Genomic DNA, 24,502 nt, shown 5'->3' on the forward strand with positions numbered 1-24,502 from the left:
CGAAGCGGTCCATGCGGCGTCTAGTAAATCACACAAAAACTGCTATGAAAAATCCATGCGTGGCGTGGAAAAAATCCTGCCGATTGAGACCCCGCTGTTCCGCCGGGCGGCCCAGTTCTGGTACGAGCTGGAAAACGAAAAGAACCAGCTGTCGGAGCTGATTGCGACGGCCGACCCGCGCGCCCAGGCCGAGGCGCTGATTCAGGAGGCGTGCAAACTGGCCGAGCGCTACGCGTGTTCGCCGGTGGCCCTGACCCGTCCGACAAAAAGCGCCCTGGCGCTGGGCGATCCCCGCGACCCGCTGATTATTCTGCACGAAAAAGCCCAGGACATTTTTGCCTGAGCATGAGTACATATGACTATGACCTGTTTGTGATCGGCGCCGGCTCGGGCGGGGTACGCGCTAGCCGCATGTCGGCGGCCTATGGCGCGCGAGTGGCCGTGGTCGAGGAACGCTACCTCGGCGGGACGTGTGTGAATGTCGGCTGCATTCCCAAAAAGCTGTTTGTGTATGCGGCCGAGTTCCGCGACCACTTTGAAGACGCGGCCGGCTTTGGCTGGAGCGTGGGCCAGCGCAGCGTCGATTGGCCGACCCTGGTCGCCAACAAAAACGTGGAGATCGAACGCCTCAACGGCATCTACCGCAACCTGCTGAGCAACGCCGGGGCGGAGATCATCGAAGGCCGGGCGCGGCTCGTCGATCCGCATACGCTTGCCGTCGACGGCCGCTCGTATACGGCCGAGCACATCCTGGTGGCGACCGGCAGCTGGCCGTATCTGCCCCAGATCCCCGGCATCGAACACGCCATCTCGTCCAACGAGGCGTTTTATCTGGAGCGCCTGCCCCAACGGGCGATTATCGTTGGCGGGGGTTATATTGCGGTCGAGTTTGCCACGATTTTCCACGGCCTCGGCGTTGAGGTGACCGAGCTGTACCGGGGCGAGCTGTTTTTGCGCGGCTTTGATACCGATGTCCGCAGCGTGCTGGCCGAGGAGATGCGCAGACGCGAGGTTGACCTGCGTTTCAAGGCCGATATCGCGCGCATCGACAGACACAACGACACGCTCACGGCTACCCTCGGAGACGGTACGCGTCTGGAAACCGACCTGATCATGTACGCCACCGGGCGTCTGCCGAACACCCATAATATCGGACTCGAAGCGGTTGGGGTGGAGATGAACGACATCGGCGCGGTCACGGTCGACGCCTACTCGCGCTCCACAGTGCCGCATATCTTTGCCATCGGCGATTGTACCGACCGGCTGAACCTGACGCCCATGGCCATTGCCGAGGGTCAGGCCGTGGCCGAGACCCTGTTTCACGACCGGCCGACCCAACCCGACCACACGAATGTGGCCACTGCGGTTTTCAGCCATCCGCCGATCGGCACGGTCGGTCTGACCGAGGACGAGGCGCGCCAGCGTTATTCGGCCATCGACGTCTATACCTCGAGCTTTCGACCGCTCAAGCACACGCTGAGCGGCCGCTCGGAACGGACGTTCATGAAACTCATCGTCGACCAGGCGTCCGACCGGGTGCTGGGCTGCCACATGGTCGGTCCCGAGGCTGGCGAGATCATCCAGGGCTTTTCGGTCGCCCTGAAGTGCGGGGCGACCAAGGCCCAGTTTGACGCAACCATCGGGATTCATCCCACCGCAGCCGAAGAGTTTGTGACCATGCGGACGAAACAGGAATGATGCATGCTGAATGCTGAATGTTGAACGCGGAACGGCGGAAGACAAATAAGGAGACAAGACAATGCGCGCGGTGGTGATGCGAGACCAAAAACTGGTGGTTGATGATGTGCCGACTCCACAGCCCGGACCGGGCGAAGTGCTGGTCAAAACCCTGGCCTGCGGCATCTGCGGCTCAGACCTGCACACCCTCAAACACGCCCAGAAGCTGGTCGAGATTTCCGAGAAGTCGGGCGGCGCGTTCAACATGGACCTCAAACGCGACATTGTCATGGGCCACGAGTTCTGCGTTGAGGTGCTTGACCACGGACCGGAGACGGGCAAGACGCTCAAAGCCGGCACCCGGGCGTGCTCGATGCCGGTCCTGATCCGTCCTGCGGGCGTGGAAACGGTCGGCTACTCGAACGACAACCCGGGCGGCTACGGCGAGCTGATGCGGCTGACCGAGGGCTTGCTGCTGGAGGTGCCGAATGGACTCAGCACCGAATACGCGGCCCTGACCGAGCCGCTGGCGGTCGGCTACCATGCGGTCCAGATGGCGCGGCTGGACAAGGACGATGTGCCGCTGGTGATTGGCTGCGGGCCGGTCGGCCTGGCCGTGATTGCGGCCCTACGCCTCAAGGATGTCCGGCCCGTCGTGGCTGCGGACTTCTCCCCCCGCCGGCGTCAGCTGGCCGAGGCCATGGGTGCGGATGTGGTCATCGACCCCCACCAGCACTCGCCCTACGCCAGCTGGAAAGAGGCTGCGGTGGCCGACCCCGACACGGCGCCCCAACAGGCACCGTGGGCGACCGGTCCGCCGCTGCGACCGGCGGTCCTGTTCGAGTGTGTCGGTGTTCCCGGGGTGATCGATCAGATGATGAGTGCGGCCCCCCACGGCGCCCGGATCGTGGTCGTCGGGGTGTGCATGGAAAACGATACCATCCAGCCCATGTTCGGCATCAACAAGGAGCTGAACCTCCAGTTCGTCCTCGGCTATACGCGCGAGGAGTTCAGCCAGACGCTGTACAATATCGCCGATGGCAAGCTGCCGCTCGAGCCGCTGATTACCGGCAAGGTCGGGGTCGAGGGCGTGGCCGGAGCGTTTGAGGAGCTGGCCTCGCCCGAGCGGCACGCCAAGATTCTGGTCGAGCCGTGGCGCTGATACGGGGTGGGCAGGCCCCTACTCGGCCTCGCCCGTCTGCTGAGCCCACAGCGCCTGGGCCTGTTCCCAGCCGACCACGGCCAGGGTGTTGCCGTCCTCGTCAATAAACTGCAAGGGGCCCAGGAAGGTCATATAGAACTCGCTGTCTTCGACAAAATTCGTCTGGTCGTGACGCGCGTTGCAAGCCTCATAGCCATAGCCGACCGCGTTCGCGGTGGCGCCGCCGTCCTCGCTGCCGCCCCGGACTTCCATTTTCCCCTTGGTCAGAAAGTATTCGCCCGGTCCGACATGGATGTGTCTGGCAAAAGACGAGCCCTGCGGGCAGTCAAAGATGGCCGTCCAGGCGCCGGCTTCGGGCGAGACGTGGAGGAGCTTCCACTGGATGCCGCCGGCTGAAAATTCGCCCGGAAAGGGTTGCCAGGCGACTGAGCTGACGTGGACGTATTCTCCGTCAAGTTTTGCTTTGGATGCCATGCCGTTCCTCCTTGCGCTTGCCGTCATTTTGCCGTTTCAGCGATTTTTTGCGTGTCCCCGACATAAAATGATCCGGGCCGGGATGCAAGAGGCGTCTTTACCCTCCCCGCTCTCTTTTCCTGGCCTGCGGAATGCGCTACTTGTGTAGCAGTTACACGCGCGGAGGTCTTGTATGCCAGCCCCATTTTCAGGCGGATGTTTGTGCGGCGCGATCCGCTACGAGAGCCGCGCCGAGCCGCTGTTTTCGATCAACTGTCACTGTCGCGACTGCCAGCGGACCACCGGTACGGCCTATGCCCCGGTGCTGGCCGTGCCCAGAGACGCGCTGAGCACCACCCAGGGCGAGCCCACCTACTACACCAGCCAGTCGGACAGCGGTGAGACGGTCAGCCGCGGGTTCTGCCCCGAGTGCGGGTCGGGCATCTTCTCGAAGCTGTCCGCCAACCCTGATATCGTCGGTCTCAAGGCGGCCAGCCTGGATGACCCGAGCTGGTTTCGTCCGGCCATGGACATTTATACCGACAGTGCCCAGCCGTGGGATGTGATGAACCCCGATCTGCCCAAGGTACCCAAAATGCCCCAAATGTAGACTCGATGTAGACGCGGACAGGGCGCGCACGGGCGAGCCCAAGGAGGAGTGGGATGCGAGAGGTGGTTGTGCTTGGAAGCGTGGTAGTCGGAGTCTCCCTGAGCCTGATGGTGCTGGCCGTGTCGTCCGCCTTGGGCGTGTTCGATCCGCTCGTCCCCCACTTTGCCGGCAGCTGTACGGTCGTCCCCGGGCCGCCCGGACCCGAAGATATCGCCATCGACCGCCAGGCCGGGCTGGCCTATATCTCGTCTGACGACAGATGGGCGTACCGGCACGGGGCGGACCTGCCCGGCCGGATCTACCGGCTCGACCTGTCACAGCCCGATAGCGTCCCCCAGGCGCTGGCCGGAACTGAGCAGATCAGTCCGTTTCACCCCCACGGCATCAGCCTGTTTCGCACCGACCGCGATCAGGTCCTGCTGTTTGTGGTCAACCATACCGTGCCCGGCCAGCCCCGAGCCGGTCACAGCGTTGAAATCTTTGCCGTGTCCGAGGATGGCCTGCGCCACCTGGACACGATTGCCAACCTGCTCTTTCGGTCGCCGAACGATATTGCGGCGGTAGGACCGCGCCAGTTCTACCTGACCAATGACCAGGGCTATCTGGACGGGATGGGCCTGCGCCTGGAGCGGCTGTTCGGTCTGGCCAACTCGGACGTGGTGTATTTTGACGGCCAGGTGGCCAGCGTCGTGCTGAACGAGCTGAGCTTTGCCAACGGTATTCAGTTTGACGCCCGGACCGACCGCATCCTGATTACCGAGACGCGCGCCGACAGCCTGCGCATCTACCGCCGCACCTCGGCCGACGGCAGCCTGAGCCTTGACCAGGCCGTAGAGGTCGGGCGCGGCCCCGACAATATTGATATCGACGAGCAGGGCCATATCTGGATTGCCACCCACCCCAATATGGTCAAGTTGCTCGCCCACGCCAGCAGTCCCCAGGTGCTGTCGCCGAGCCGGGTGGTGCGGCTGGAGGCCGACGGAACGGGCCTCGAAGACGTGTATGTCGGCAGCGGGGAGGAACTCTCGGCGGCCAGCATTGCTGCGGTTCACAACGGAGAGATGCTGCTGGGCGCGGTTTTTGAGTCCAAGCTGCTGCGCTGTCGGCTGCCCGAGACACACGAGCGCGCCTGAGCCCTCGGGCCTCTTTACTCGTCTTCCATCAGCATGACCGGGGTCAGAATACGCCGGGGAATACCGTCCAAAAAGCGCGACGGGCGGTTGAGCAGCATGCCGGTGGCCCGATCAAAGACGTTGATCGGGTAGGTGATGAACAGGTTCTCTTTGGCCCGGGTAGCCGCCACATACATCAGCCGCCGCTCTTCTTCAAGCTCGTCGTCGTCCTTGTTGTACAGGCTCGGAAAACGGCCCTCGACCGCCCAGATAATGAACACCGAGTGCCATTCCAGGCCCTTGGCCGAGTGAATGGTTGACAGGGTCAGCAGCCCCTCGTCTTCGCCGTCGGTGGCCAGGACATTGTCCACGCTGCTGGTCGGCGGCTCAAGCGCCATGTCGGACAGCATCCGGTCCAGGCTGTGGTAGCGCTCGGTGATGATGGTGAAGTGCTCCAGGTCCTTCTGGCGCTTGGGGTAGTCGTCATGGTGGCGGTGCTTCAGGATCGGCCCATAGTAGCGCACGATGACTTCGAGCTGTTCGGCCGGTTTCAGCCCCTCGTCCCTGGCCTGTTGCAGGGCTTCGGCCAGGCGCTTCAGGGCTGTGTTGACCGCGCCGCGGCCCCGGTAGCCGGCCAAGCCCTGGAAGGGGTCGGGAGCGTCGAGCACCTGGGCCAGGATCTTTTCGCTGCTCTTGGCTCCGACGCCGTCGAGCAGCAGCAGGACGCGGTACCACGAGACCGCGTCCTGGGGGTTGGCGATGATCCGCAGATGGGCCAGTACGTCTTTGATGTGGGTGGTTTCGATGAATTTGAAGCCGCCCCGCTTGACGAACTGGAGGTTGCGTCGGCCCAGCTCGATCTCCAGATCGAAGGAGTGGAAGCTGGAGCGGAACAGGACGGCGATTTCGGGTAGCGGCACCCCGGACTCGTGCAGCTCCAGGATTTTCTGGCCGACAAAGCGTGACTGGTAGCGTTCGCTGTCGGCCTCAACCAGGACCGGCCTGATGCCGGCCTCGCGGCGGGTGAACAGGTTTTTGGTGTAGCTCTCCTTGGCCTGCAGGATGATTTCGTTGGACAGATCCAGGATCGGCTGGGTGCTGCGGTAATTCTCTTCCAGCTTGATGACTTTGGTGCCGGGAAAGAGGTCGGGAAACTCGAAGATGTTGCGCACCGTTGCGCCCCGAAAGCTGTAGATCGACTGGGCGTCGTCGCCGACCGCCATCACGTTGTCGTGGGAGTGGGCCAGCAGCCGGACGATATCGGCCTGGAGCCGGTTGGTGTCCTGGTACTCATCGACCATGATGTAGCGGAAGGTGAGTGACAGCCGCTCGGCCAGCTCGGGATGGCCGCGCAGCAGCTCGCGCAGATAGCTGAGCAGATCGTCATAGTCGAGCAGGCTGCGCTCGCGCTTGTAGTCCCGGTAGTAGTCCGCAATCTGGCCCAGTTCGTCCAGCTCGTCGAACAGGTGCGGAAACTGTTCGTCCAGCACCGCCGCCACGCCGCAGGTCTTGTTGGCCGCCAGGCTCAGGATTTCCAGAATGGTCTGCTTGCGGGGAAAGCGGCGCTCCTTCTTGTCCAGGCCCATGCGGCTGCGGATCAGATTGATCACGTCCTCGGAGTCGCTGCGGTCCAGAATGGTGAAGGCGTTGGCAAAGCCCAGCAACTGGGCGTAGCGGCGCAGAATGGTATTGGCGAAGGAGTGAAAGGTGCCGCCGGTGACCCGGTCGCAACGGCTGCCCAGGAGCGCCTCGACCCGTTGCAGCATCTCTTCGGACGCCCGCCGGGTAAAGGTCAGCAGCAGGATGGACGCCGGGTCAACCCCCTCCTCAACCATGCGCGCCACCCGGAACACCAGGGTGCGAGTCTTACCGCTGCCCGCTCCGGCCAGGACCAGCAGCGGCCCCCGATGGGTGACGGCCGCCTCGTACTGGGAGGGGTTGAGTTCCTCCTTGTAGTCGATCAGGAAGCGCCTGGCCCGGTCGTCGGGCTCCGGGCGCAGCGTGTATCTGTCAGGTCGCGTCTCTTCGCTCACCGCTCCGCTCTCCATTCAGCTTTGTGCGTTTGGGGCAGGTCGGCCCAGCATAGCGGAAAAGCCGTCCGGCGTCAGCGTCGGCCGCTTTGCGCTGACAAGCCGGCCCAGGTCTGCTATGTACACTGCCGATGCCCGCCAAGATCGAACACAAGATCGAACATAAGACCGAACAGATGAATCTGCACGGCGTCAAATGCCCCCTGAACTGGGCCAAGGCCAAGGTGCGGCTCGAATACCTGGAGCGGGGCGATGTGTTGGAGCTGCTGATTGACGACCCCAAGGGACGCCGCGATATTCCCCGTGCGGCCGAGGCGGAGGGCTATGCCATCGTCGATATCGACGAGTACGCCGCCCCTGACACAGGCGCCCGCTGGCGGATTGTGATCGAGAAATAGCCAAGGACAGAAGAGCAAGGAGGAACACATGTACCGCATAGGGATTGTTGCCGCGTGTCTCATGCTGCTGAGTGGACCGGCCTGGGCTGTCAGCGTGGCCGGGCCCGACGGTGAGGCGCTGTACAATGTGCACTGCGCCAAGTGTCATGACTCGGTGGCCCGCGCGCCCAAACTCGGGGTCATGCGCAAACTGCCGCCCGAGTTCATTATGCGTTCGCTCGAAGTCGGCCGGATGGTCTTCCAGGGGGTGATGCGGACCAAGGTCGAGCGGCTGGCCATCGCGGCCTATATCTCGGAAAAAGAGTTTGGCGCGGCACGCGATGACGAGGCTGCCTCGTGGACCTATTGTTCGCTGCTGCCGGGCCAGCTCGACCTGTCCGAACAGACCGCCAACTGGAACGGCTGGGGTGGCGATATCAGCAACGCCCGCTTTCAGCCCGCGGACAAGGCCGGCCTGTCCGCAGCCGACATTCCCAATCTCAAGCTCAAGTGGTCGTTCGGCCTGCCCGAGAACTACCAGACCTCCCAGCCGACGGTGTTTGGCGGGCGGATCTATATCGGCAGCATGCGGGGGGTGGTGTTTTCCCTGAGCGCCAAGACCGGCTGTTTGTACTGGGCGTATTCGACCGGGGCCGGGGTGCGCTCAACCGTGACGCTCGGCCCGATAGAGGGCAGCGACCCGCCGCGCTACGCAGCCTATTTCGGCGATGTGGAGAGAAACGCCTATGCGCTCGATGCCCGGACCGGCGAGCTGATCTGGAAAACCCAGATCGAGCAGCATCCGACCGGCCGGATCACGGCCAGCCCGGCCCTGCACGACAACCGCCTGTACGTTGGCATGGCCTCGTTTGAAGAGGGGGCGGGCGGCGAGGCCGACTACGAGTGCTGCACCTTCCGGGGCAGCATCAGCGCGCTCAACGCCACGACCGGCGAGCTGGTGTGGAAGTCCTACACGGTCGATGAACCGAAAAAAGTCCGCAAGAACAAGATCGGCGTCCAGCTGTGGGGACCGTCCGGGGTCGGGGTGTGGGCCAGCCCGACGCTCGATCCCAAGCTCAAGCGGGTGTATGTGACCACCGGCGATAACTACTCAGACCCGGCCTCGGACACCAGCGACGCGATCATGGCCTTCGATATGGAGACCGGAGAGAATATCTGGACCCAGCAGTTTACCAAGGGCGACGCGTTTAATATCGCCTGCGAGTCGGGCGACGACACCAACTGCCCAGAGGCACGTGGACCGGATCTGGACTTTGGCTCGTCGGCCATTCTGCGCGAGCTGTCTGGCGGCAAACGCATCCTGCTGGCCGGCCAGAAGTCGGGCGTTGTGCATGCCGTCGATCCCGACCAGGACGGCGAAATCCTGTGGCAACAGCGGGCCGGGGCGGGCGGCATCCTGGGCGGCATCCAGTGGGGACCGGCTGCGGACGAGTCGAATATCTACGTGGCCCTGTCCGACGTCAAGGTCAATCTCAATCGGACCGATGAGGGCTCGATCACGTCCTCGATCGACAACACACAGGGCGGCGGCATCTCGGCCTACAGCATTGAGACCGGTGAGAAACTGTGGTTCACCCCGCCGCCCGGCTGCGGCGACAAGGCCAACTGCAGCCCGGCCCAGTCGGCAGCCATTTCGGTCCTGCCCGGGGTAGTGTTCTCCGGCTCGGTGGACGGCCACCTACGGGCCTATTCGACCCACGACGGGTCGATTGTGTGGGACTACGACACGGCCCAGGAGTACTACTCGGTTAACGAGGTCAGCACCAAGGGCGGCTCGCTCGACGGGCCCGGCCCGACCATTGCCGGCGGCATGCTGTACGTCTTCTCCGGCTACGGTTTCTGGGGCGGCATGCCGGGCAACGCCCTGCTGGCCTTTGAGGCAGGCGACGGCGACCAGAACGGGGCGGCCGGCCAGAACGGCAAGCAGGACTGATCCCAGGCCGGTCCCATTCCACGGGAGCGCACGGGGCTGCCTGCCGCAGCTCCGGCGCGTCCTGCGGGTTCAGCCCAGGTAGCGATACACCGGCTCGGCAACACACACCGGCTTTGTGCCGCCCTCCACTTCAAACGACAGGCGCAGGGTGACTTCCTGTCCATCCGAAACAGGTCTGACACTGCGGACGCTGAGCCGCAGGCGGACCCGTTTGCCGATGCGGAGCGGGGCCGGGAAGCGCAGGCGGTTGATGCCGTAGTTCATGCCGAGCCGCGCCCCTTGGAGGTACCAGAGTTCCTTGAGCAGCCCTGGGGCAAGGGCCAGGATGAAATAGCCCGGGGCGACCGTTCCGCCAAAGGGCGATTCTTTTTTCGCCCGCTCCACATCTTCACAAAACCACTGGTGGTCGTTGGTCGAGGCGGCGTAGGCATCGACGGCCTGCTGGGTGACGAGGTGCCAGTCCGACACGCCGACCTCCTGGCCGACGAGACGCGGCAGGTCTTGGAAGCGAATCTGTCTTGCTGTCATGGCAGCACCTTCGTTCTCATAGTAACAATGCCTCAGAGTGATGGAACGTCCCATTCCTCCACACGAGATATCGCATCGCCCCTACCCGAAGACTCGCTCGCTGGTCACAAACGAGCGCCGCGCCGGAACCATAGCAGCTCCCCTGTCGGTGTGATATCCGCGACGGCCAGATGCTGTTCCTGGTCAACAAGCTGTCCAAGATGAAGCAGCACCCCCCGCTCGGCAGCCGCATCGCCGAGGTCCACAACGGCAGCTCGCTGTTCACCGGTGACGCCGGCCAGGGCGAGAGCAACATCCGCCGCTGGATCATCGAGAACGACTGGCTGGAAGCCATCGTCGCCCTGCCGCTCAACATGTTCTACAACACCGGCATCGCCACCTACGTGTGGGTGCTGACCAACCGCAAGCCCGTCCATCGCCGGGGCAAGGTGCAGCTCATCGACGCCACCAACTGGTACCAGCCTATGCGCAAGAACCTGGGCAAGAAGAACTGCGAGCTGTCGGAGGACGACCTCGTCCGCATCTGCGACACCTTTCTCGCCTTCGAGGAGACCGAGCAGAGCAAGATTTTCGACAACGCCGCCTTCGGCTACTGGAAGGTGACGGTCGAGTGGCCGTTGCGTATCCGGGGCGCCGACCCCGACCGCGCCTACAGGGCCGCCGCACTCAAGAAACTCAAAGAGAGCGGCGAACGCAGCGAGGACGCGCCGCCGGTCATCAGGAAGATTCACAAGCGGGGCACCGAGGCCGACCCGCTGCGTGGCTTGTTCGCGGCCACCATCAACGGTAGGCCGGCGGTGGTCGAGTACGAGCCCGACCCCGACCTGCGCGACACCGAGCAGATTCCGCTGCAAGAGGCCGGCGGCATCGACGCCTTCCTGCGGCGTGAGGTCCTGCCCTACGCCGCCGCCGCCTGGTATCAGCCCGGCAGCGTAAAGATCGGCTACGAGATCAGCTTCACCCGCTACTTCTACACGCCGCAGCCCCTGCGCAGCCTGGATGAGATCCGGACCGACATCCTGGCGCTGGAACGAGATACGGAAGGGCTGTTGGCGGAGATTGTAGGAGTGGGCCGGAGGCCATGAGTACGCCCTACGATCTGGGGCACGCCAACGCCTTTTGCTTCGTCGCCGTCCTTGCGTCGTCACTTTGCGTTATTGCAATTTAGGCCTGAAAGTTAAATAGTAGATTTTGTTATTGAGAAACTGTGAATAAGGACTGCCCGATATGCGGCGCGAAGAAGTCGGCAGCTATGAAGTGACGAGCATCGGCGGTGAGCGTGTTCGCGCCTTCGTGCCGGCACCGCTGCCGCCGAAACCTGTCCTGGTTCTGGACGGCTCGCTGCAACAGGCGCTGGAATCTGCGCTGCTTGCTCTGGGTCGCCTCGACGGCGTCGCAACGCTCCTGCCGGACGAGACGCTTTTTCTGTACGCCTACGTGCGCAAAGAAGCGGTGCTTTCCTCTCAGATCGAGGGCACGCAGTCGTCGTTGTCTGACCTCTTGCTCTTTGAACTGGACGAAGTGCCCGGGGCTCCGCTCGATGATGTGGTCGAAGTCTCGAACTATGTGGCCGCGCTCGAGCATGGCCTGTGTCGTCTGAGGGAAAACTTCCCGCTGTCCAATCGTCTGATCCGCGAGATGCACAGCGAACTGTTGTTGCACGGGCAAGGAAGCGACAAGGACCCCGGTGAATTTCGCCGCTCGCAGAACTGGATCGGTGGGACCCGACCGGGCAATGCCACTTTCGTGCCGCCGCCACGCACGGTCGTACCCGACTGTATGACGGCGTTTGAGCGCTTTCTCCGCGCCGAGGAGGACGGACTGCCCGTACTGCTCCGGGCGGGGCTTGCGCACGTGCAGTTCGAGACCATTCACCCCTTTCTGGACGGCAACGGGCGCGTGGGGCGACTGCTCATAACGCTGCTCCTGTGCCAAGCCGGCGTGCTGCGCCAGCCGCTCCTGTATCTGAGTCTGTACTTCAAGCAGCACAGAAGCACCTACTACGACCTGCTGAATCACGTGCGTCGCACCGGCGATTGGGAAGCGTGGCTCGCCTTTTTCCTCGAAGGAGTGAAGCTGACAGCCGAGGGCGCGGTCTCGACCGTTCAGAACGACCGAAACCGGATTGAAGAGGCCGGGGGCCGGAGAGCCGGGTCGGGGCTGCGCGTGCATGACGCACTCAAGTCGCAGCCGATTTTATCGCTGCCCGCAGCGCGCCGCAGTACCAATCTGTCCTTTCAGACAGCCTCCTCGGCAATGGAACTGCTCGTCACCCACGGGATTGCACGGGAGATCACGGGAAAGCGCCGTGGCCGATTGTTCGTCTACGACCAGTACCTGTCTATCCTCAACGAAGGAACCGAGGCGGAGGCTGATACATGATCGCCGGCCTCAAACCCTATGCCGCCTATAAGGACTCCGGCGTGCCGTGGCTGGGAGAAGTGCCGGCGCATTGGGACATTCTTCCAAAATCAGGAACGATACCCGAGACAGTCGATCTGCGTAAAATACCTATCGGGTCGGCTGGTCGAGAAGAGATGGGACGGACATCCTCGGCTTGGAAGAGAAGACCGATGGTATGTTGGTGGAAGTGCTGGTCGCAGGTGGACTACCGGATGCCAGCCGCAAGAGGCGGGTGGTGTCGAAGCCTTCCTGCGGCGCGAGGTGCTGCCCTACGCCGCCGCCTAGTATCAGCCCGACAACGTGAAGGACGGAGGATTATCCGATGAGACCGGCCGAGATCATCTTCGAGGTCACGGAAGCAGTTGAAGGCGGGTACAATGCCCGAGCGCTTGGGTACAGCATTTTCACCCAGGGCGATGATTGGGACGACCTGAAAGACATGGTGAAGGATGCGGTGCTCTGCCATTTCGACAAAGACGCCGTACCAAGAGTCATCAGGCTTCATCTCATCAAGGAAGAGGCCATCGCGGTATGAGGCTGCCCCGTGACCTCTCGGGCAACGAGGTCGCGAAGTTGCTGGGCCGTCATTACGGCTACCGTGTGGCGCGAACCAAGGGCAGTCACATGATGCTGACATTGACCGTCGCTGGCAACCGGCACACCGTGACCGTGCCCCGGCACCGGAATGTGCATATCGGGACGTTGGACGCCATCGTCACCAGCGTCGCAACATTCCTCAACCTTTCTAAGCGCGAAGTACTCGAAACGCTCTTTGACTGACAAATGGCTGCCAAACTCAAACCCTACCCTGCCTATAAGGATTCCGGCGTACCGTGGCTGGGGGAGGTGCCGGCGCATTGGGAGGTCAGGCGAGGCAAGCGCACATTCACTCCGCGTAAAGAACTAGCCAGGCCCAACGATATTCAGCTTTCAGCCACTCAAGCCTACGGTGTGATAGCGCAAGCGGACTACGAAAAGAGGATTGGGAGGAAAATCGTCAAAATATTGCGGCACCTGGAGAAACGTCGTCACGTAGAGGTGGATGACTTTGTAATCAGTATGCGGAGTTTCCAAGGTGGGCTGGAAAGAGCATGGGCAAGTGGATGCATCCGGTCCTCATATATCGTTCTTCAGCCTGCTACGAATTTGGCTGTGGGGTACTTCGCCTACCTTTTCAAGTCCATTGGCTATATCAAGGCTCTACAGGCGACTGCCAACTTTATTCGGGATGGACAAGACCTCAATTTCGAGAATTTTTGTAAGGTCGACGTGCCTTTTCTACCCCTCCCCGAACAAACCGCCATCGTCCGCTTCCTCGACCACGCCGACCGGCGCATCCAGCGCTACATCCGCGCCAAGCAGAAGCTGATGGCGCTGCTGGAGGAGCAGAAGCAGGCCCTCATCCACCAAGCCGTCACCGGCAAGCTCGACGTGCGCACCGGCCAGCCCTACCCGGCCTACAAGCCCTCCGGCGTGGAATGGCTGGGCGACGTGCCGGCGCATTGGGACCTACGCCCGGCAAAATGGTACTTCCGAGAAGTAGATGAGCGTTCTGAAACCGGCTTGGAGGAACTGCTATCCGTGTCTCACGTTACCGGGGTGACGCCACGAAGCGAGAAGAATGTCACGATGTTTAAGGCGGAGTCGAACGTTGGGCATAAGCTGTGTAGGCCCGGCGATCTTGTCATCGATACGATGTGGGCCCGGATGGCCGCCCTGGGCATTTCTAGGCAGGCCGGGATAGTCAGCCCATCGTATGCTGTTTACCGACCACACCCTTCTTCGAGACTGCTTGGCGATTACGCTGATCTCCTGCTGCGCATGACAACCTACAAGAACGAATACATCTGCCGGTCAACGGGTATCCGCTCGTCACGCCTAAGGTTGTACCCAGAGGAGTTCCTTCGTATCAAGCTGTTATGTCCACCGCTTGAAGAGCAGCATGCCATTATCGAGTTCACAAGCAAAGAATCGACAAACGCACGGCGTGCTATCGACCTCGCACATGACGAACTCTCTCTTCTCCAGGAATACCGCACCCGCCTGATCGCCGATGTCGTCACCGGCAAACTCGACGTGCGCGAGGCGGCAGAACGGTTGCCGGATGGGGAAGCCGAACCAAAGCAGTTTGATAAGGTGAAAGCTCTGATTGACGCAGCAGATGCCGAGCGATAGACGATTTTGAAGATTGACCGTAGCCGGTCAGGGTGCTGTGTTGCCAATATGAACAAGGTCGCGGTGAAACCGTCAGTGGTTCGCTGGGCGCGCGAGCGCTCGGGAAAGGACATGTCTGACCTGGCGAAGCGCTTCCCGAAGCTGCCGCAGTGGGAAGACGGTGAGGCGCAGCCGACGTTTAAGCAATTGGAGCGGTTTGCAAAGGCGACGCTCACACCTTTCGGAGCCTTGTTTTTGGAGGAGCCGCCGGATGAGAAATTACCGGTTGCTGATTTTCGCACCCTGAAAGGCCAGCAGCCGGCGCGGCCGAGCGCGGCGCTGATGAGCACCGTGCAGCAAATGCAACGGCGGCAAGAATGGATGCGCGAATATCTTATCGAGGCAGGCGAAGAACCTCTTGCCTTCGTCGGGACTGTCACGTTGGCTTCGAGTCGCGTGGACGCGGCCAACAATATCCGAAGAACGCTGGGTGTTGATGATGGCTGGGCGAGCACGCACCCTACCTGGTCCGCCGCGCTCGTTGGGCTTCGGCGGGCGGTGGAAGAGATAGGTGTTTTGGTCGTCGTCAACGGCATCGTGGAGAACAATACGCGACAGAAACTGGACCCGGAGGAATTTCGGGGATTTGTGCTCTGCGACGATTACGCGCCTTTAATCTTCATCAACGGAGCGGACTTCACTGGCGCACGAACTGGCCCACCTGTGGTTAGGGACAGACGGTGTGTTCAACCTGGTGGACCTCCAGCCGTACGACGACGATGTTGAGAGATTTTGTAACGAGGTTGCGGCCGAAGTGCTGATTCCGGGAGACGAGCTTGATGGCTGCTGGCCGAGCGTGGCCGAGTCGGCCGAACCGTTTCAAGCGCTGGCCAGGCGCTTCAAGGTCAGCCCCCTCGTGGCCGCCCGGCGAGTGTTGGATCGAAAGTTGATAGCGAGAGACGATTTCTACGAATTCCTGGGTCGATACAAGGCTGACGAACGGCGAAGATCTGCGCAGCAATCGAGTGGGGGGAATTTCTACAACGCGCAACAGGGACGTGTCGGCCGTCGCTTCGGTAGCGCGGTCATTCGTGCAGCGCGGGAGGGCCGGCTCCTGTACCGTGACGCGTATCGCCTCACGGGTCTGCATGGCCGGAGTTTCGACCAATTTGCGCAGACACTCGGATTGTAGCCGTAATGAGCGAGGCAGGCGAGAAATATGTGCTGGATGCCAACGTCTTTATTCAAGCGAAGCGGCGATTCTATGACTTCGATTTCTGTCCAGGCTATCGGGAAGGAAGGCTCTACAATATCGACAGAGTTCAGGAAGAACTGAAACGCGGAGGAGATGACCTTTGGGACTGGGCAGAGCAGCAATTCGGTGCCAACGCGTTTGTAGATACTTCGACGGTGGCTATTACGTCGGAGTACCGGTTAAAAATCCCATAAGTGATTGATTTCATGACAAAAATTTAATTGATGGACTGCGCCGCCCTGGTCCATCTCTCGATCTTCTTGCGCGCTACCGAACCGGCTCCACGCGATGCCTGAGGTGTTGCCCGGCGGTCAATCTGAACCTATGCTGTGCCTCACAGAAACTGTGAGACTGTGGCCATGAAAAACATCACCGTATCCGTTGACGAAGAAACCCATCGGCTCGCCCGAATCCGGGCGGCGGAGTTGGATACCTCGGTGTCGGCCCTGGTGCGGAACTACCTGAAGAGCCTCGTTGCGGACCGCACCGGCGGCACGGCGTCCAACGAGCCGGACGTGGAGACGGAAGCCGAACGCCGCCGGAGGATGTTGCGCGAGGTATTCGAGGATTTCGATGCCCGCGCCGTAGGCCTGCGGATGTCCGATAACCTCACGCGCGAGGAACTACACGATCGAGCCAGAGCCAGAGCGGAGGCTGAGAAAGAACGCTCGCGCAGCACGTCTCGTATATCCGGGTGACTGCCATGCGTCTCGTTGATACCAACGTGCTGCTGTACGCGGTGAGCCGGTTGCCGGAAGAAGCGAGTAAGCGCATACGCGCTCGTGAGCTTCTTACCGAGCCCGAACTCTGCGTATCCGTGCAGGTGCTGCAAGAGTTCTATCATCAGGCGACGCGCTCCAACCGGCCCGGCAGGATGATTTATGAGGACGCCCTGGAGTTCATGGAGCCAATCATGCTGCTGCCCGTCCAGGCAATTATCCTAGAAATCTTCCGGGACGCCGTGGCAATCAGCCGGCGCTTCCGGCTGTCCTACTGGGACGGGGCGATCCTCGCCGCAGCGCGCGCCCTGGGCTGCGATGCGGTCTACTCGGAAGATCTCAGTTCGGAGCAGGACTACGACGGTCTCCGGGTCATAAACCCGTTCACGGACCAGGCGGACCCACAATGACCACCGACACCTCCGAACGCGGCCTCGAACGCCTGATCTGCACCGCGCTGGCCGGCCATCCCTGCGCGCCGCCCGCAGCGGGCACCGCAGCCGAACCACCGGCCGGCTACGGCGGGGTGGGCTGGAGCGGCGGCAACCCCCACGACTACGACCGCGAGTACTGCGTCGATGTGGTCCAGCTCCGCGCCTTTCTGCGCGCGACCCAGCCCAAGGCTGCGGAATCGCTGGGTCTGTCCGAGGACAGTCCGACGCGGCGCAAGTTCCTGGCCCGGCTCCAGGGCGAGATTGCCAAGCGCGGCAGCATCGACGTGCTGCGCCACGGCATCAAGCACGGGCCGCACGATCTGGACCTGTTCTACGGCACGCCTTCGGCCGGCAACGACAAGGCTCAGGAACGCTTTGGGCAGAACCGCTTCAGCGTCACCCGCCAGCTGCGCTACAGCCGCGACGAAACCCAGCGGGCGCTGGACATCGGACTGTTCATCAACGGCCTGCCGGTCTTCACCTGTGAACTCAAGAACAGCCTGACCAAGCAGACAGTGGACGACGCGGTCTGGCAGTATAAGAAGGACCGCAACCCGCGCGAGAAGCTGTTTGCGTTCGGCCGCTGCGTGGCCCACTTCGCACTGGACGAGAGCGAGGTGCGCTTCTGCACCCACCTCCAGGGCAAGTCCTCGTGGTTCCTGCCCTTCAACCGGGGCTGGAACGACGGCGCGGGCAACCCGCCCAACCCGAACGGACTCAAGACCGACTACCTGTGGCGCGAGGTGCTGAGCCGCCACAGCCTGACCAACATCCTGGAGAACTACGCCCAGATGGTGGAGTCAAAGGACGACAAGACGGGCAGGAAAAAAAAGACCCAGGTCTGGCCGCGCTACCACCAGCTCGACGTGGTGCGCCGGCTGCTGGCCGACGCTGGGACGCGCGGGGCGGGCCGACGCTATCTGATCCAGCACTCGGCCGGCAGCGGCAAGAGCAACTCCATCGCCTGGCTGGCCCACCAGCTGGTCGGGCAGGCAAAGGACGACGCCCGGGTCTTCGATTCGATCATCGTGGTCACCGACCGCCGCATTCTGGACAAGCAGATCCGCGACACGATCAAACAGTGCGCCCAGGTCGGGGCGACGCTGGGCCCCGCCGAGCGCTCGGGTGACCTGCGCCGATTCATTGAGGCCGGCAAGAAGATCATCATTTCGACCGTGCAGAAGTTCCCCTTCATCCTCGACGAGATCGGCAATGAGCAGCGCGGGCGGCGCTTTGCCATCATCATCGATGAGGCTCACTCCAGCCAGGGCGGCCGCACCAGCGCGGCCATGGCCCAGGCGTTGTCCGAGGCCGGCGAGGAGGGCGAGGAGGAGACCTACGAGGATCAGATCAACCGTTTGATGGAGTCGCACAAGCTGCTCCCCAACGCCAGCTATTTCGCCTTTACCGCTACGCCCAAGAACAAGACCCTGGAACTCTTCGGCGACCCCGGCCCCCAGGCCGACGGCACGGTCAGGCATCACGCCTTCCACACCTACACCATGAAGCAGGCCATCCAAGAGGGCTTCATCCTGGACGTGCTCTGCCACTACACGCCGGTGGCCAGCTACTACAGGCTGGCCAAGACGGTGGCGGACGACCCGCAGTTCGATACGAAAAAAGCCCAGAAAAAGCTGCGGCGCTTTGTCGAGGGCCACGACCACGCCATCCGTCTCAAGGCCGAGATCATGGTCGATCACTTCCACGAACAGGTGTTGGCTCAGAACAAGATCGGTGGCCAGGCGCGGGCGATGGTCGTCACCAACGGTGTTGAGCGCGCGATCCAGTACTTTCACGCCATCCGCGAGTATCTGCACGAGCGCAAAAGCCGCTACCAAGCCATTGTCGCCTTCTCCGGCGAGCCCGAGTTCGGCGGAGTGAAGGTCAGCGAGGCGGCGCTGAACGGCTTTCCGTCCGGCAAAATCGCCGAGAAGATCCAGGCCGAGCCCTACCGTTTTCTGGTGTGTGCCGACAAGTTCCAGACCGGCTATGACGAACCCCTGCTGCACACCATGTACGTGGACAAGACCCTGTCGGGCGTCAAAGCGGTGCAGACTCTGTCGCGCCTCAACCGGGCGCAGCCCAAGAAGCACGATGTCTTTGTGCTGGATTTTCTGAACGATGCCGACACCATCCGGGCTGCCTTTGCCGACTTCTATCGGGCGACGATTCTGGCCGACGAGACCGATCCCAACAAGCTGCACGACTTGTAGGCCGATCTCGACGGCGCCCAGGTCTATTCTTCGGAGCAGATTGACGACTTTGTGTCGTGCTATCTGAGCGGGGCCGAGCGCGACCAACTCGACCCCATTCTCGACGCCTGCGTGGCCACCTACCGGAATGACCTGGACGAAGACGGGCAGGTGAATTTCAAGGGCAAGGCCAAGGGCTTTGTGCGAACCTACGGCTTTCTGTCCGCGGTCCTGCCCTACACCAACGCCGCCTGGGAGAAGCGTTCGATCTTCCTGAATTTCCTGATCTCGAAGCTGCCGTCGCCCCAGGAGGAGGACCTGTCCAAGGGCATCCTCGACGCCATCGACATGGACAGCTACCGGGTCGAGAAACGGGCCATGCAGCAGATCGTGCTGCCCGACGCGGACGCCACGGTCGAGCCGGTGCCGACCACCGGCGGCGGTCACCTGCCCGAGCCCGAGCTGGACCGGCTGTCGAACATCCTGCGGGTCTTCAACGAGCAGTTCGGCGACATTCCGTGGCAAGACGCCGACCGTGTGCGCCAGCTCATCACCCAGACGATCCCCGCTCGCGTGGCCGAGAATACCGCGTTCCAAAACGCCAGGCAGAACTCGGACAAGGAGAATGCCCGCATCGAGCACGACAAGGCGCTGCTGCGGGTGATGACCTCGGTGATGAACGACGACACCAAACTGTTCAAGAAGTTCATGGACGACGCCGACTTCCGGCGCCACCTGACCGATATTGTGTTCGAGCTTGCCTACGAGCAGGCGGGGTGAGGCGGCCCCTACTCGAAGACTCGCTCGCCGGTCGCAAACAGCAGCCACACCAGCAGGCCGAACAGGTAGATGCCGGCCGCAATCGAGAACACCAGACCCCACGAGCCGGTGACATCAAGGATATAGCCGGTCAGGGTCACGCCCACGATGCCCGGTATGGTGCCCGCAGTGTTAGACAGGCCGAGCAGAATGCCGGCATAGCGTGGGCCGATATCCAGGTGGTTGACGCCAAAGCCGGATAGGGCAAAGGCGTTCAGCCCCAGGGCGCAACACATGTAGGTAATCGCCTGCGGGGCCGAGCTGACACTGCCGATCAGGCTCAGAAAGATGGTCGGCCCCAGAAAACCGATGGTCTGCATCAGTTTGCGCACGAACGTCACCGACAGGCCGGCTTCGATCAGCTTGTCGGCCACCCAGCCGGCGACATTGGCCATCAGAAACATGGCCAGCCAGGGCAGAATGGTGTACACGCCGACCTGAGACAGATCGACGCCCAGGGCCTGGGTGAAATACGTCGGCAGCCAGGTCAAGAGCACATAGAAGCCCCAGTTTGAACAAAAATGATTGATGATGATGGCCCAGACCGGCACCTTGGATAACAGCTGAGCCCACGGAATCGTCTCGTTTTTGGGCACCGGCGGGACGTTGTGGCGAATGAACTCCAGCTCCGAGGGATGGACGCCGGGATGGCTGTCGGGGGTGTCGGTGGCAGGAAGTGCCACAGGCCGTACCACACAAAGCCCAGGATACCGAACAGGTAGAACACCCACGGCCAACCCAAAGCGACCACAATCGTCGGCGTCAACAGCAAGGCGCCGACCGTCCCCAGGGAAATGCCGCTGCTGGTGAGGGCGATGGAGCGGGCGCGTTCCTGCCTGGGTATCCAGCGCGCGTACAGGTTGTAGACGGCCGGAAAGGCCACGCCCTCGCCCAGCCCCATGCCGACCCGGGCCAGGAACAGGACGGTGAAAGACAGGGCTGCGGCCGGCGGCGTGATCAGGGTGAACAGCGACCACCACACCACGCCCAGACCCAGCACGATCTTGCCGCCAAACCGGTCGGCCAGCCAGCCGCCAAACACCTGGGTGGACAGATAGCCGTAGAAAAAGGACGACAGCACAATGCCGCGCGTGGTCTGGTCCCAGCCAAACTCTTCGGCCATGGGGATGATGGCTACCGAGATATTGACCCGGTCGATATAGCAGATGAAGGTGCTCAGAAAGCACAGCCCGACCAGGTTGTAGCGGCGTGGCCAGGAGCGGCCGGGCGGGACGGCGGTCGGGATGGTATGGGACGGTTCCGGGCGTGACTCCATGGCCCCCCTCCTGGGTGTCAGGTCCTAGGCATCAGCTTCTGGGCGCCCAGTCTATGCAGGTCGGGGTCGCCAGCGTCAAGCCGGGCGCGGTGTTGACAGCCGACGGGCGGACGGGGCAGAAGGGGGGCGTGCTCACCATCCGTCACCGCCGCGTCAAATCGGCCCTGACCAAAACCGGCGGCTTCTTGTCCGGCTTCAGCCACAGCCTGACCCCCTACTGGGGCTGCTCGTACGGCAGCTCGTGTTTCTACTGCTACGTTGCCGAAAGCCAGGTCCAGCGCTTTCATGCCGACGGCCAAGCCTGGGGCGAGTGGGTCACGGCCAAGATCAATATCGGCCAAGTCCTGGAGCAGGAGCTGGACAGACTGGCCCGACGGGGCAGCCGGCCGCGTATCTACTGCTCCGGTTCAACCGACCCCTTCCAGCCCAGGCTCGAACCCCGGTACGGGCTGTCCGGCCAGTGTCTCGAGGTCTTGGGCCGCTTTCCGCCCGCCCTGCTGGTGCTGCAAACGCGCTCGCCCCTGGTTGAGCGCTACTTCGAGCTGATTGCGGCTATTCCAACTGCGGTGCTGAACCTGACCATCGAGACCGACGATGATAGTGTGCGACGCAAACTGACCCCGAGCTGTGCCACGGTTGAACGCCGTCTGGCCGTTGCCCGGGCTGCGACGGCGCGGGGGATTTTTACCCAGATCAGCGTCTCTCCGGCCCTGCCCCACAACCCCGAGCGGTTTGCCGGGCTGATCGCCGGCGCGTGCCGGCGGGTCATTGTGGACGATTTTTTCCACGGTGACGGGGCCAGGGGCGCCCGCTCGCGCCGTCGCGGTGTACCCGAGCGGCTGTCCCGATACGGCTATCCGGGCTGGTTCGGGCCGGACACCACCCGACGCCTGATGGCCGCCCTGATCGAGCGCATGGGGGAGGAACGGGTGGGCTATTCGCGGGCGGGTTTCAATCGAGGCGTGACGGACACGGCCTAGGCGATGCCGCTGACCTTATGCACGGAGCCGTCGGCCAGGGTGAAGTATACGGCCACGGTTTCGTTCTCGCCCAGCAGCGGCAGGCTCAACTCATCGGGCCTGGCCTCGTCGTACAGGCGCTCGGCTTCCTGGCACAGGGCGATAAAGTTCTCAAGAGTGGCCGTATACTCGCGCTCGCCCGCGGCCAGGCTGCGGAGGCGAAACAGTTCGTCGTCCTGGCGGTGAAGCTGTTGCCACAGCTCCGGCCGGTGATCCATCAGCCAGCCGTCGATGACATCGAAGTCCGGGCCGAGGCGGCGGGTGTGCTCAACATACGCCCGCTTCAGCGCCTGGGGGTCGGACAGGACCGGCCGGGGCTGGATTGCCGCCGCGCGCCGCCTGGGCTTGGACTGTGTCTTCATACTGCATATTCTATAAGCGAAAAAAAAGCGAAAGCAAGAGGAGGGATAGAAAAATCAAACGGCGGCTTGCATTGTGCCGGCGGCAGCGCGTATGGTCGGAACAGCCTAAGGATCGAAGGGGGTTTTGTATGACACACTATGTCTATTCTGGAGCTGCCCAGTGGTCAGGGGCTGGAGAGGACGGGGCGGTCGGCGGCCTGTTCCGTCAGGTGGTGGGCGAGGGCGACTGGCAGTCGCTCAGCAACGGCTTGCCCGACAAAGTCGAGGTTCGGGCGATTGCGATTCATCCCCACGACCCGCAGGTCATCTATCTCGGCACCCAGGACGGTCCGTATCGGACGACCGACAGCGGCGAGCACTGGCAGCGGCTCGATTTCCCGGAGCGCGGGGCGGTGGTGTGGACGATTATTTTTCATCCCCAGAACCCGGACATCATGTATCTGGGTACGGCCCCGGCCGTGGTGTATCGCAGCGATAATGGCGGCGAGAGTTGGCGCCGGCTGGCGGTACTTGAGCCACAGGGTGGGGTGCACATGGGCTTTCCCATGCGGGTGATTCGGATGACGACCGATCCCAGCAACCCGGATGAGGTGTATGCCGGGCTGGAAGTCGGCGGGGTGATGCGCAGCTCCGACGCCGGGGAGACCTGGCACGACTGTACGCCGGCACTGCTCGACCTGGTCGAACGCGACCACCTCAAGAGTCAGATCGGCAGCAAAACCAACACCGAGGGTATGATGGATACCCACGCCCTGGAGGTCAGCCCGGCGCGGCCCGGCACGGTTTTCCTGGCCACCCGGATGGGCATGTTTTGCAGCCCCGACCGGGGTGACAGCTGGCAGGAGATGGAAATCTGGCGCGCCTCACCCTTCTCCTACGCCCGCGATATTCAGGTCGCCCCGCACGACCCCACCACGCTGTACGCCGCGCTCAGCCCGGCCGCGCTGAGCAAATCCGGCGCCATCTATCGCAGTCAGGATCTGGGCCAGACCTGGCAGCGCTTTGACCACGATGTGACTCCAAGGCGGACGATGATGGCGATCGCGCCGAGTCGTCGAGACGCCGGCTGCGTGTACGGGGTGAACAGCACCGGTCAGGTCTTCGGCACCCAGGACGACGGGGCGACCTGGGCCGAGTATCCGCTGCCGGCCGGGGTCAAGAACGTGTACGCCCTGGCGTGCGGCTGAGGACTGGGCAGCCCGGCAGGTCGGATGAGCGAAGCGTAAGCCGACACTCCGCCCCGACCTGTCGGCTTACGCGCTTTGCGCTAAGCCGACCTACAAAACTCAGGAGCTGTCTTGATCCAGGAGGACAGCCAGCTTCGCCAGGACTTCGCCCAGCACCCGAGACGGAACCTGTGATGCAAAGCGGATTCGCCGTGCTCGCCAGTCCAGGCTCTTAATCTGGTCGGTAAGGATGACTCCGGTGATGGGGCCTGCGCCGGGAAGGGAGACCTCGAAGGGGTAGCCCTTGACTCTGGATGTGATGGGGCAGAAGAGCGCCAGGCTGGTTTTCTCGTTGTAGCTGCGGGGGCTCAGAACCAGGGCGGGCCGGCGCGCCCGGCTTGTTCATGTCCGGCTTGGGGTGTGAAGGTTAGCCACACAATGTCCCCCGTGTCCGGGACATAGGGCTGCTCTACCATTCCTCATTGCCTTGGACCGGGCCGGTGTCTAGCTCGGGATGGAGATTCTCGGCCGTCACCTGGGCCAGCATGTCGGTCAGCTTATAGGTTCTCTTTCGCAGGACAAGCTGCTCGCCACGCGAAACGATCTCAATGGCAGAGCCCTCACGCACGCCCCATTGCTCAGCAATGGACTTGGGAATGCGGACGGCTAGGCTACTGCCCCATTTGGAGATATGAGATTTCGTGCCCATGAGAACATCCTCCCTAGAGCGGTTCACCATTATCTGTAGCCACAATGCTGGAAGTAATGATGGCATTCGCGGGGAGAGAAGCCCGTCAAGG

General features: G+C 62.5%; 29 protein-coding genes. 21 read left to right on the top strand and 8 right to left on the bottom strand.

Annotated elements, in window-relative coordinates:
- The 3 genes from J4F42_17365 to J4F42_17375 form a co-directional block, all read left to right on the top strand.
- Positions 1-343: hypothetical protein (locus J4F42_17365; protein ID MCE2487287.1), on the top strand; the 343-nt coding region annotated here is incomplete at its 5' end.
- Positions 344-345: 2 nt separating this feature from the next.
- Positions 346-1,698 (top strand): glutathione-disulfide reductase, encoded by a 1,353-nt coding sequence (gor, locus tag J4F42_17370; protein ID MCE2487288.1) that lies wholly within the window; start codon positions 346-348, stop codon positions 1,696-1,698.
- A 61-nt stretch (positions 1,699-1,759) separates the two neighbouring features.
- Positions 1,760-2,839 (top strand): zinc-binding dehydrogenase, encoded by a 1,080-nt coding sequence (locus tag J4F42_17375; GenBank protein MCE2487289.1) that lies wholly within the window; start codon positions 1,760-1,762, stop codon positions 2,837-2,839.
- Between the two features lie 18 nt (positions 2,840-2,857).
- On the opposite strand, the gene J4F42_17380 is transcribed toward J4F42_17375, so the two are convergent.
- Positions 2,858-3,313, bottom strand: coding sequence for a 2,4'-dihydroxyacetophenone dioxygenase family protein (locus J4F42_17380; protein ID MCE2487290.1), 456 nt, complete (start codon positions 3,311-3,313; stop codon positions 2,858-2,860).
- A 172-nt stretch (positions 3,314-3,485) separates the two neighbouring features.
- Between J4F42_17380 and J4F42_17385 the strand changes: the two genes are divergently transcribed.
- Together J4F42_17385 and J4F42_17390 are read left to right on the top strand one after the other, a co-directional pair.
- A complete protein-coding gene (locus J4F42_17385; protein ID MCE2487291.1) occupies positions 3,486-3,902 on the top strand; it encodes a GFA family protein in 417 nt (138 codons plus the stop codon).
- A gap of 53 nt (positions 3,903-3,955) precedes the next feature.
- On the top strand, positions 3,956-5,035 hold the full coding sequence (locus tag J4F42_17390) for an SMP-30/gluconolactonase/LRE family protein (GenBank protein MCE2487292.1): 1,080 nt from the start codon (positions 3,956-3,958) through the stop codon (positions 5,033-5,035).
- Positions 5,036-5,049: 14 nt separating this feature from the next.
- Here J4F42_17390 and J4F42_17395 read toward each other — a convergent pair whose 3' ends face one another.
- Positions 5,050-7,047, bottom strand: a complete 1,998-nt coding sequence (locus J4F42_17395; GenBank protein ID MCE2487293.1) for a UvrD-helicase domain-containing protein — start codon at positions 7,045-7,047, stop codon at positions 5,050-5,052.
- A gap of 128 nt (positions 7,048-7,175) precedes the next feature.
- Here J4F42_17395 and J4F42_17400 point away from each other — a divergent pair, with 128 nt between their 5' ends.
- A complete protein-coding gene (locus J4F42_17400) occupies positions 7,176-7,442 on the top strand; it encodes a sulfurtransferase TusA family protein (protein MCE2487294.1) in 267 nt (88 codons plus the stop codon).
- A 28-nt stretch (positions 7,443-7,470) separates the two neighbouring features.
- The gene (locus J4F42_17405) at positions 7,471-9,375 is read left to right on the top strand and encodes a PQQ-binding-like beta-propeller repeat protein (protein MCE2487295.1); all 1,905 of its coding nucleotides are present in this window, start codon (positions 7,471-7,473) and stop codon (positions 9,373-9,375) included.
- A gap of 69 nt (positions 9,376-9,444) precedes the next feature.
- Here the strand turns inward: J4F42_17405 and J4F42_17410 are convergent, their stop codons facing one another.
- Entirely contained in the window at positions 9,445-9,903 is a 459-nt protein-coding gene (locus J4F42_17410; protein MCE2487296.1) for a MaoC family dehydratase, read from the bottom strand.
- Positions 9,904-10,073: 170 nt separating this feature from the next.
- Between J4F42_17410 and J4F42_17415 the strand changes: the two genes are divergently transcribed.
- From J4F42_17415 to J4F42_17470, 12 genes are all read left to right on the top strand, one after another.
- Positions 10,074-10,988, top strand: coding sequence for an N-6 DNA methylase (locus J4F42_17415; protein ID MCE2487297.1), 915 nt, complete (start codon positions 10,074-10,076; stop codon positions 10,986-10,988).
- A gap of 142 nt (positions 10,989-11,130) precedes the next feature.
- Positions 11,131-12,285 carry a Fic family protein gene (locus J4F42_17420; GenBank protein MCE2487298.1) on the top strand — a complete coding sequence of 385 codons (1,155 nt, stop codon included), beginning with the start codon at positions 11,131-11,133 and terminating at the stop codon, positions 12,283-12,285.
- A gap of 343 nt (positions 12,286-12,628) precedes the next feature.
- A complete protein-coding gene (locus J4F42_17425) occupies positions 12,629-12,841 on the top strand; it encodes a hypothetical protein (protein MCE2487299.1) in 213 nt (70 codons plus the stop codon).
- On the top strand, positions 12,838-13,086 hold the full coding sequence (locus tag J4F42_17430) for a type II toxin-antitoxin system HicA family toxin (GenBank protein MCE2487300.1): 249 nt from the start codon (positions 12,838-12,840) through the stop codon (positions 13,084-13,086). Before J4F42_17425 ends, J4F42_17430 begins: the two co-directional genes overlap by 4 nt.
- A 3-nt stretch (positions 13,087-13,089) precedes the next feature.
- Entirely contained in the window at positions 13,090-14,481 is a 1,392-nt protein-coding gene (locus J4F42_17435) for a hypothetical protein (protein MCE2487301.1), read from the top strand.
- A 48-nt stretch (positions 14,482-14,529) separates the two neighbouring features.
- Positions 14,530-15,246: a hypothetical protein gene (locus J4F42_17440; protein MCE2487302.1), complete on the top strand. Its 717-nt coding sequence runs from the start codon at positions 14,530-14,532 to the stop codon at positions 15,244-15,246.
- Complete coding sequence (locus tag J4F42_17445) at positions 15,161-15,652, top strand: ImmA/IrrE family metallo-endopeptidase (GenBank protein MCE2487303.1); 492 nt, start codon at positions 15,161-15,163, stop codon at positions 15,650-15,652. Before J4F42_17440 ends, J4F42_17445 begins: the two co-directional genes overlap by 86 nt.
- A 5-nt stretch (positions 15,653-15,657) precedes the next feature.
- Positions 15,658-15,909 carry a DUF4411 family protein gene (locus J4F42_17450; protein ID MCE2487304.1) on the top strand — a complete coding sequence of 84 codons (252 nt, stop codon included), beginning with the start codon at positions 15,658-15,660 and terminating at the stop codon, positions 15,907-15,909.
- A 165-nt stretch (positions 15,910-16,074) separates the two neighbouring features.
- Positions 16,075-16,413, top strand: a complete 339-nt coding sequence (locus J4F42_17455) for a hypothetical protein (protein MCE2487305.1) — start codon at positions 16,075-16,077, stop codon at positions 16,411-16,413.
- A 5-nt stretch (positions 16,414-16,418) separates the two neighbouring features.
- Complete coding sequence (locus J4F42_17460) at positions 16,419-16,844, top strand: PIN domain-containing protein (GenBank protein MCE2487306.1); 426 nt, start codon at positions 16,419-16,421, stop codon at positions 16,842-16,844.
- Positions 16,841-19,081, top strand: a complete 2,241-nt coding sequence (locus J4F42_17465; protein MCE2487307.1) for a type I restriction endonuclease subunit R — start codon at positions 16,841-16,843, stop codon at positions 19,079-19,081. The genes J4F42_17460 and J4F42_17465 overlap by 4 nt, the downstream gene beginning before the upstream one ends.
- Before the next feature lie 51 nt (positions 19,082-19,132).
- Positions 19,133-19,840, top strand: a complete 708-nt coding sequence (locus J4F42_17470; protein ID MCE2487308.1) for a hypothetical protein — start codon at positions 19,133-19,135, stop codon at positions 19,838-19,840.
- Between the two features lie 8 nt (positions 19,841-19,848).
- On the opposite strand, the gene J4F42_17475 is transcribed toward J4F42_17470, so the two are convergent.
- Together J4F42_17475 and J4F42_17480 are read right to left on the bottom strand one after the other, a co-directional pair.
- Positions 19,849-20,475 (bottom strand): MFS transporter, encoded by a 627-nt coding sequence (locus J4F42_17475; GenBank protein ID MCE2487309.1) that lies wholly within the window; start codon positions 20,473-20,475, stop codon positions 19,849-19,851.
- Positions 20,367-21,155, bottom strand: coding sequence for an MFS transporter (locus tag J4F42_17480; protein ID MCE2487310.1), 789 nt, complete (start codon positions 21,153-21,155; stop codon positions 20,367-20,369). The genes J4F42_17475 and J4F42_17480 overlap by 109 nt, the downstream gene beginning before the upstream one ends.
- Positions 21,156-21,208: 53 nt before the next feature.
- Between J4F42_17480 and J4F42_17485 the strand changes: the two genes are divergently transcribed.
- A complete protein-coding gene (locus J4F42_17485; GenBank protein MCE2487311.1) occupies positions 21,209-22,135 on the top strand; it encodes a hypothetical protein in 927 nt (308 codons plus the stop codon).
- Here J4F42_17485 and J4F42_17490 read toward each other — a convergent pair.
- The gene (locus J4F42_17490) at positions 22,132-22,536 is read right to left on the bottom strand and encodes a hypothetical protein (GenBank protein ID MCE2487312.1); all 405 of its coding nucleotides are present in this window, start codon (positions 22,534-22,536) and stop codon (positions 22,132-22,134) included. The two genes, J4F42_17485 and J4F42_17490, sit on opposite strands and share 4 nt — an antisense overlap.
- A 128-nt stretch (positions 22,537-22,664) precedes the next feature.
- Between J4F42_17490 and J4F42_17495 the strand changes: the two genes are divergently transcribed.
- Positions 22,665-23,723: a hypothetical protein gene (locus J4F42_17495; GenBank protein MCE2487313.1), complete on the top strand. Its 1,059-nt coding sequence runs from the start codon at positions 22,665-22,667 to the stop codon at positions 23,721-23,723.
- 99 nt (positions 23,724-23,822) lie between these two features.
- Here the strand turns inward: J4F42_17495 and J4F42_17500 are convergent, their stop codons facing one another.
- Complete coding sequence (locus J4F42_17500) at positions 23,823-24,080, bottom strand: type II toxin-antitoxin system PemK/MazF family toxin (protein MCE2487314.1); 258 nt, start codon at positions 24,078-24,080, stop codon at positions 23,823-23,825.
- A 91-nt stretch (positions 24,081-24,171) separates the two neighbouring features.
- Complete coding sequence (locus J4F42_17505; GenBank protein MCE2487315.1) at positions 24,172-24,411, bottom strand: AbrB/MazE/SpoVT family DNA-binding domain-containing protein; 240 nt, start codon at positions 24,409-24,411, stop codon at positions 24,172-24,174.
- Between the last annotated feature and the right edge of the window lie 91 nt (positions 24,412-24,502).

This window comes from Desulfurellaceae bacterium (genome assembly GCA_021296095.1).
Taxonomy (GTDB): Bacteria; Desulfobacterota; Binatia; order Bin18; family Bin18; genus JAAXHF01.

Bases quoted from the DNA above. Each gene is read 5' to 3' on its own strand.
- J4F42_17440 (MCE2487302.1), top strand. From the start codon at position 14,530: ATGAACAAGGTCGCGGTGAAACCGTCAGTGGTTCGCTGGGCGCGCGAG.
- J4F42_17420 (MCE2487298.1), top strand. From the start codon at position 11,131: ATGCGGCGCGAAGAAGTCGGCAGCTATGAAGTGACGAGCATCGGCGGT.
- J4F42_17400 (MCE2487294.1), top strand. From the start codon at position 7,176: ATGCCCGCCAAGATCGAACACAAGATCGAACATAAGACCGAACAGATG.
- J4F42_17375 (MCE2487289.1), top strand. From the start codon at position 1,760: ATGCGCGCGGTGGTGATGCGAGACCAAAAACTGGTGGTTGATGATGTG.
- J4F42_17390 (MCE2487292.1), top strand. From the start codon at position 3,956: ATGCGAGAGGTGGTTGTGCTTGGAAGCGTGGTAGTCGGAGTCTCCCTG.
- J4F42_17505 (MCE2487315.1), bottom strand. From the start codon at position 24,411: ATGGGCACGAAATCTCATATCTCCAAATGGGGCAGTAGCCTAGCCGTC.
- J4F42_17480 (MCE2487310.1), bottom strand. From the start codon at position 21,155: ATGGAGTCACGCCCGGAACCGTCCCATACCATCCCGACCGCCGTCCCG.
- J4F42_17405 (MCE2487295.1), top strand. From the start codon at position 7,471: ATGTACCGCATAGGGATTGTTGCCGCGTGTCTCATGCTGCTGAGTGGA.
- J4F42_17455 (MCE2487305.1), top strand. From the start codon at position 16,075: ATGAAAAACATCACCGTATCCGTTGACGAAGAAACCCATCGGCTCGCC.
- J4F42_17450 (MCE2487304.1), top strand. From the start codon at position 15,658: ATGAGCGAGGCAGGCGAGAAATATGTGCTGGATGCCAACGTCTTTATT.
- J4F42_17490 (MCE2487312.1), bottom strand. From the start codon at position 22,536: ATGAAGACACAGTCCAAGCCCAGGCGGCGCGCGGCGGCAATCCAGCCC.
- J4F42_17485 (MCE2487311.1), top strand. From the start codon at position 21,209: ATGCAGGTCGGGGTCGCCAGCGTCAAGCCGGGCGCGGTGTTGACAGCC.
- J4F42_17465 (MCE2487307.1), top strand. From the start codon at position 16,841: ATGACCACCGACACCTCCGAACGCGGCCTCGAACGCCTGATCTGCACC.
- J4F42_17415 (MCE2487297.1), top strand. From the start codon at position 10,074: ATGCTGTTCCTGGTCAACAAGCTGTCCAAGATGAAGCAGCACCCCCCG.
- J4F42_17435 (MCE2487301.1), top strand. From the start codon at position 13,090: ATGGCTGCCAAACTCAAACCCTACCCTGCCTATAAGGATTCCGGCGTA.
- J4F42_17410 (MCE2487296.1), bottom strand. From the start codon at position 9,903: ATGACAGCAAGACAGATTCGCTTCCAAGACCTGCCGCGTCTCGTCGGC.
- J4F42_17385 (MCE2487291.1), top strand. From the start codon at position 3,486: ATGCCAGCCCCATTTTCAGGCGGATGTTTGTGCGGCGCGATCCGCTAC.
- J4F42_17425 (MCE2487299.1), top strand. From the start codon at position 12,629: ATGAGACCGGCCGAGATCATCTTCGAGGTCACGGAAGCAGTTGAAGGC.
- J4F42_17430 (MCE2487300.1), top strand. From the start codon at position 12,838: ATGAGGCTGCCCCGTGACCTCTCGGGCAACGAGGTCGCGAAGTTGCTG.
- J4F42_17380 (MCE2487290.1), bottom strand. From the start codon at position 3,313: ATGGCATCCAAAGCAAAACTTGACGGAGAATACGTCCACGTCAGCTCA.
- J4F42_17460 (MCE2487306.1), top strand. From the start codon at position 16,419: ATGCGTCTCGTTGATACCAACGTGCTGCTGTACGCGGTGAGCCGGTTG.
- J4F42_17495 (MCE2487313.1), top strand. From the start codon at position 22,665: ATGACACACTATGTCTATTCTGGAGCTGCCCAGTGGTCAGGGGCTGGA.
- gor (MCE2487288.1), top strand. From the start codon at position 346: ATGAGTACATATGACTATGACCTGTTTGTGATCGGCGCCGGCTCGGGC.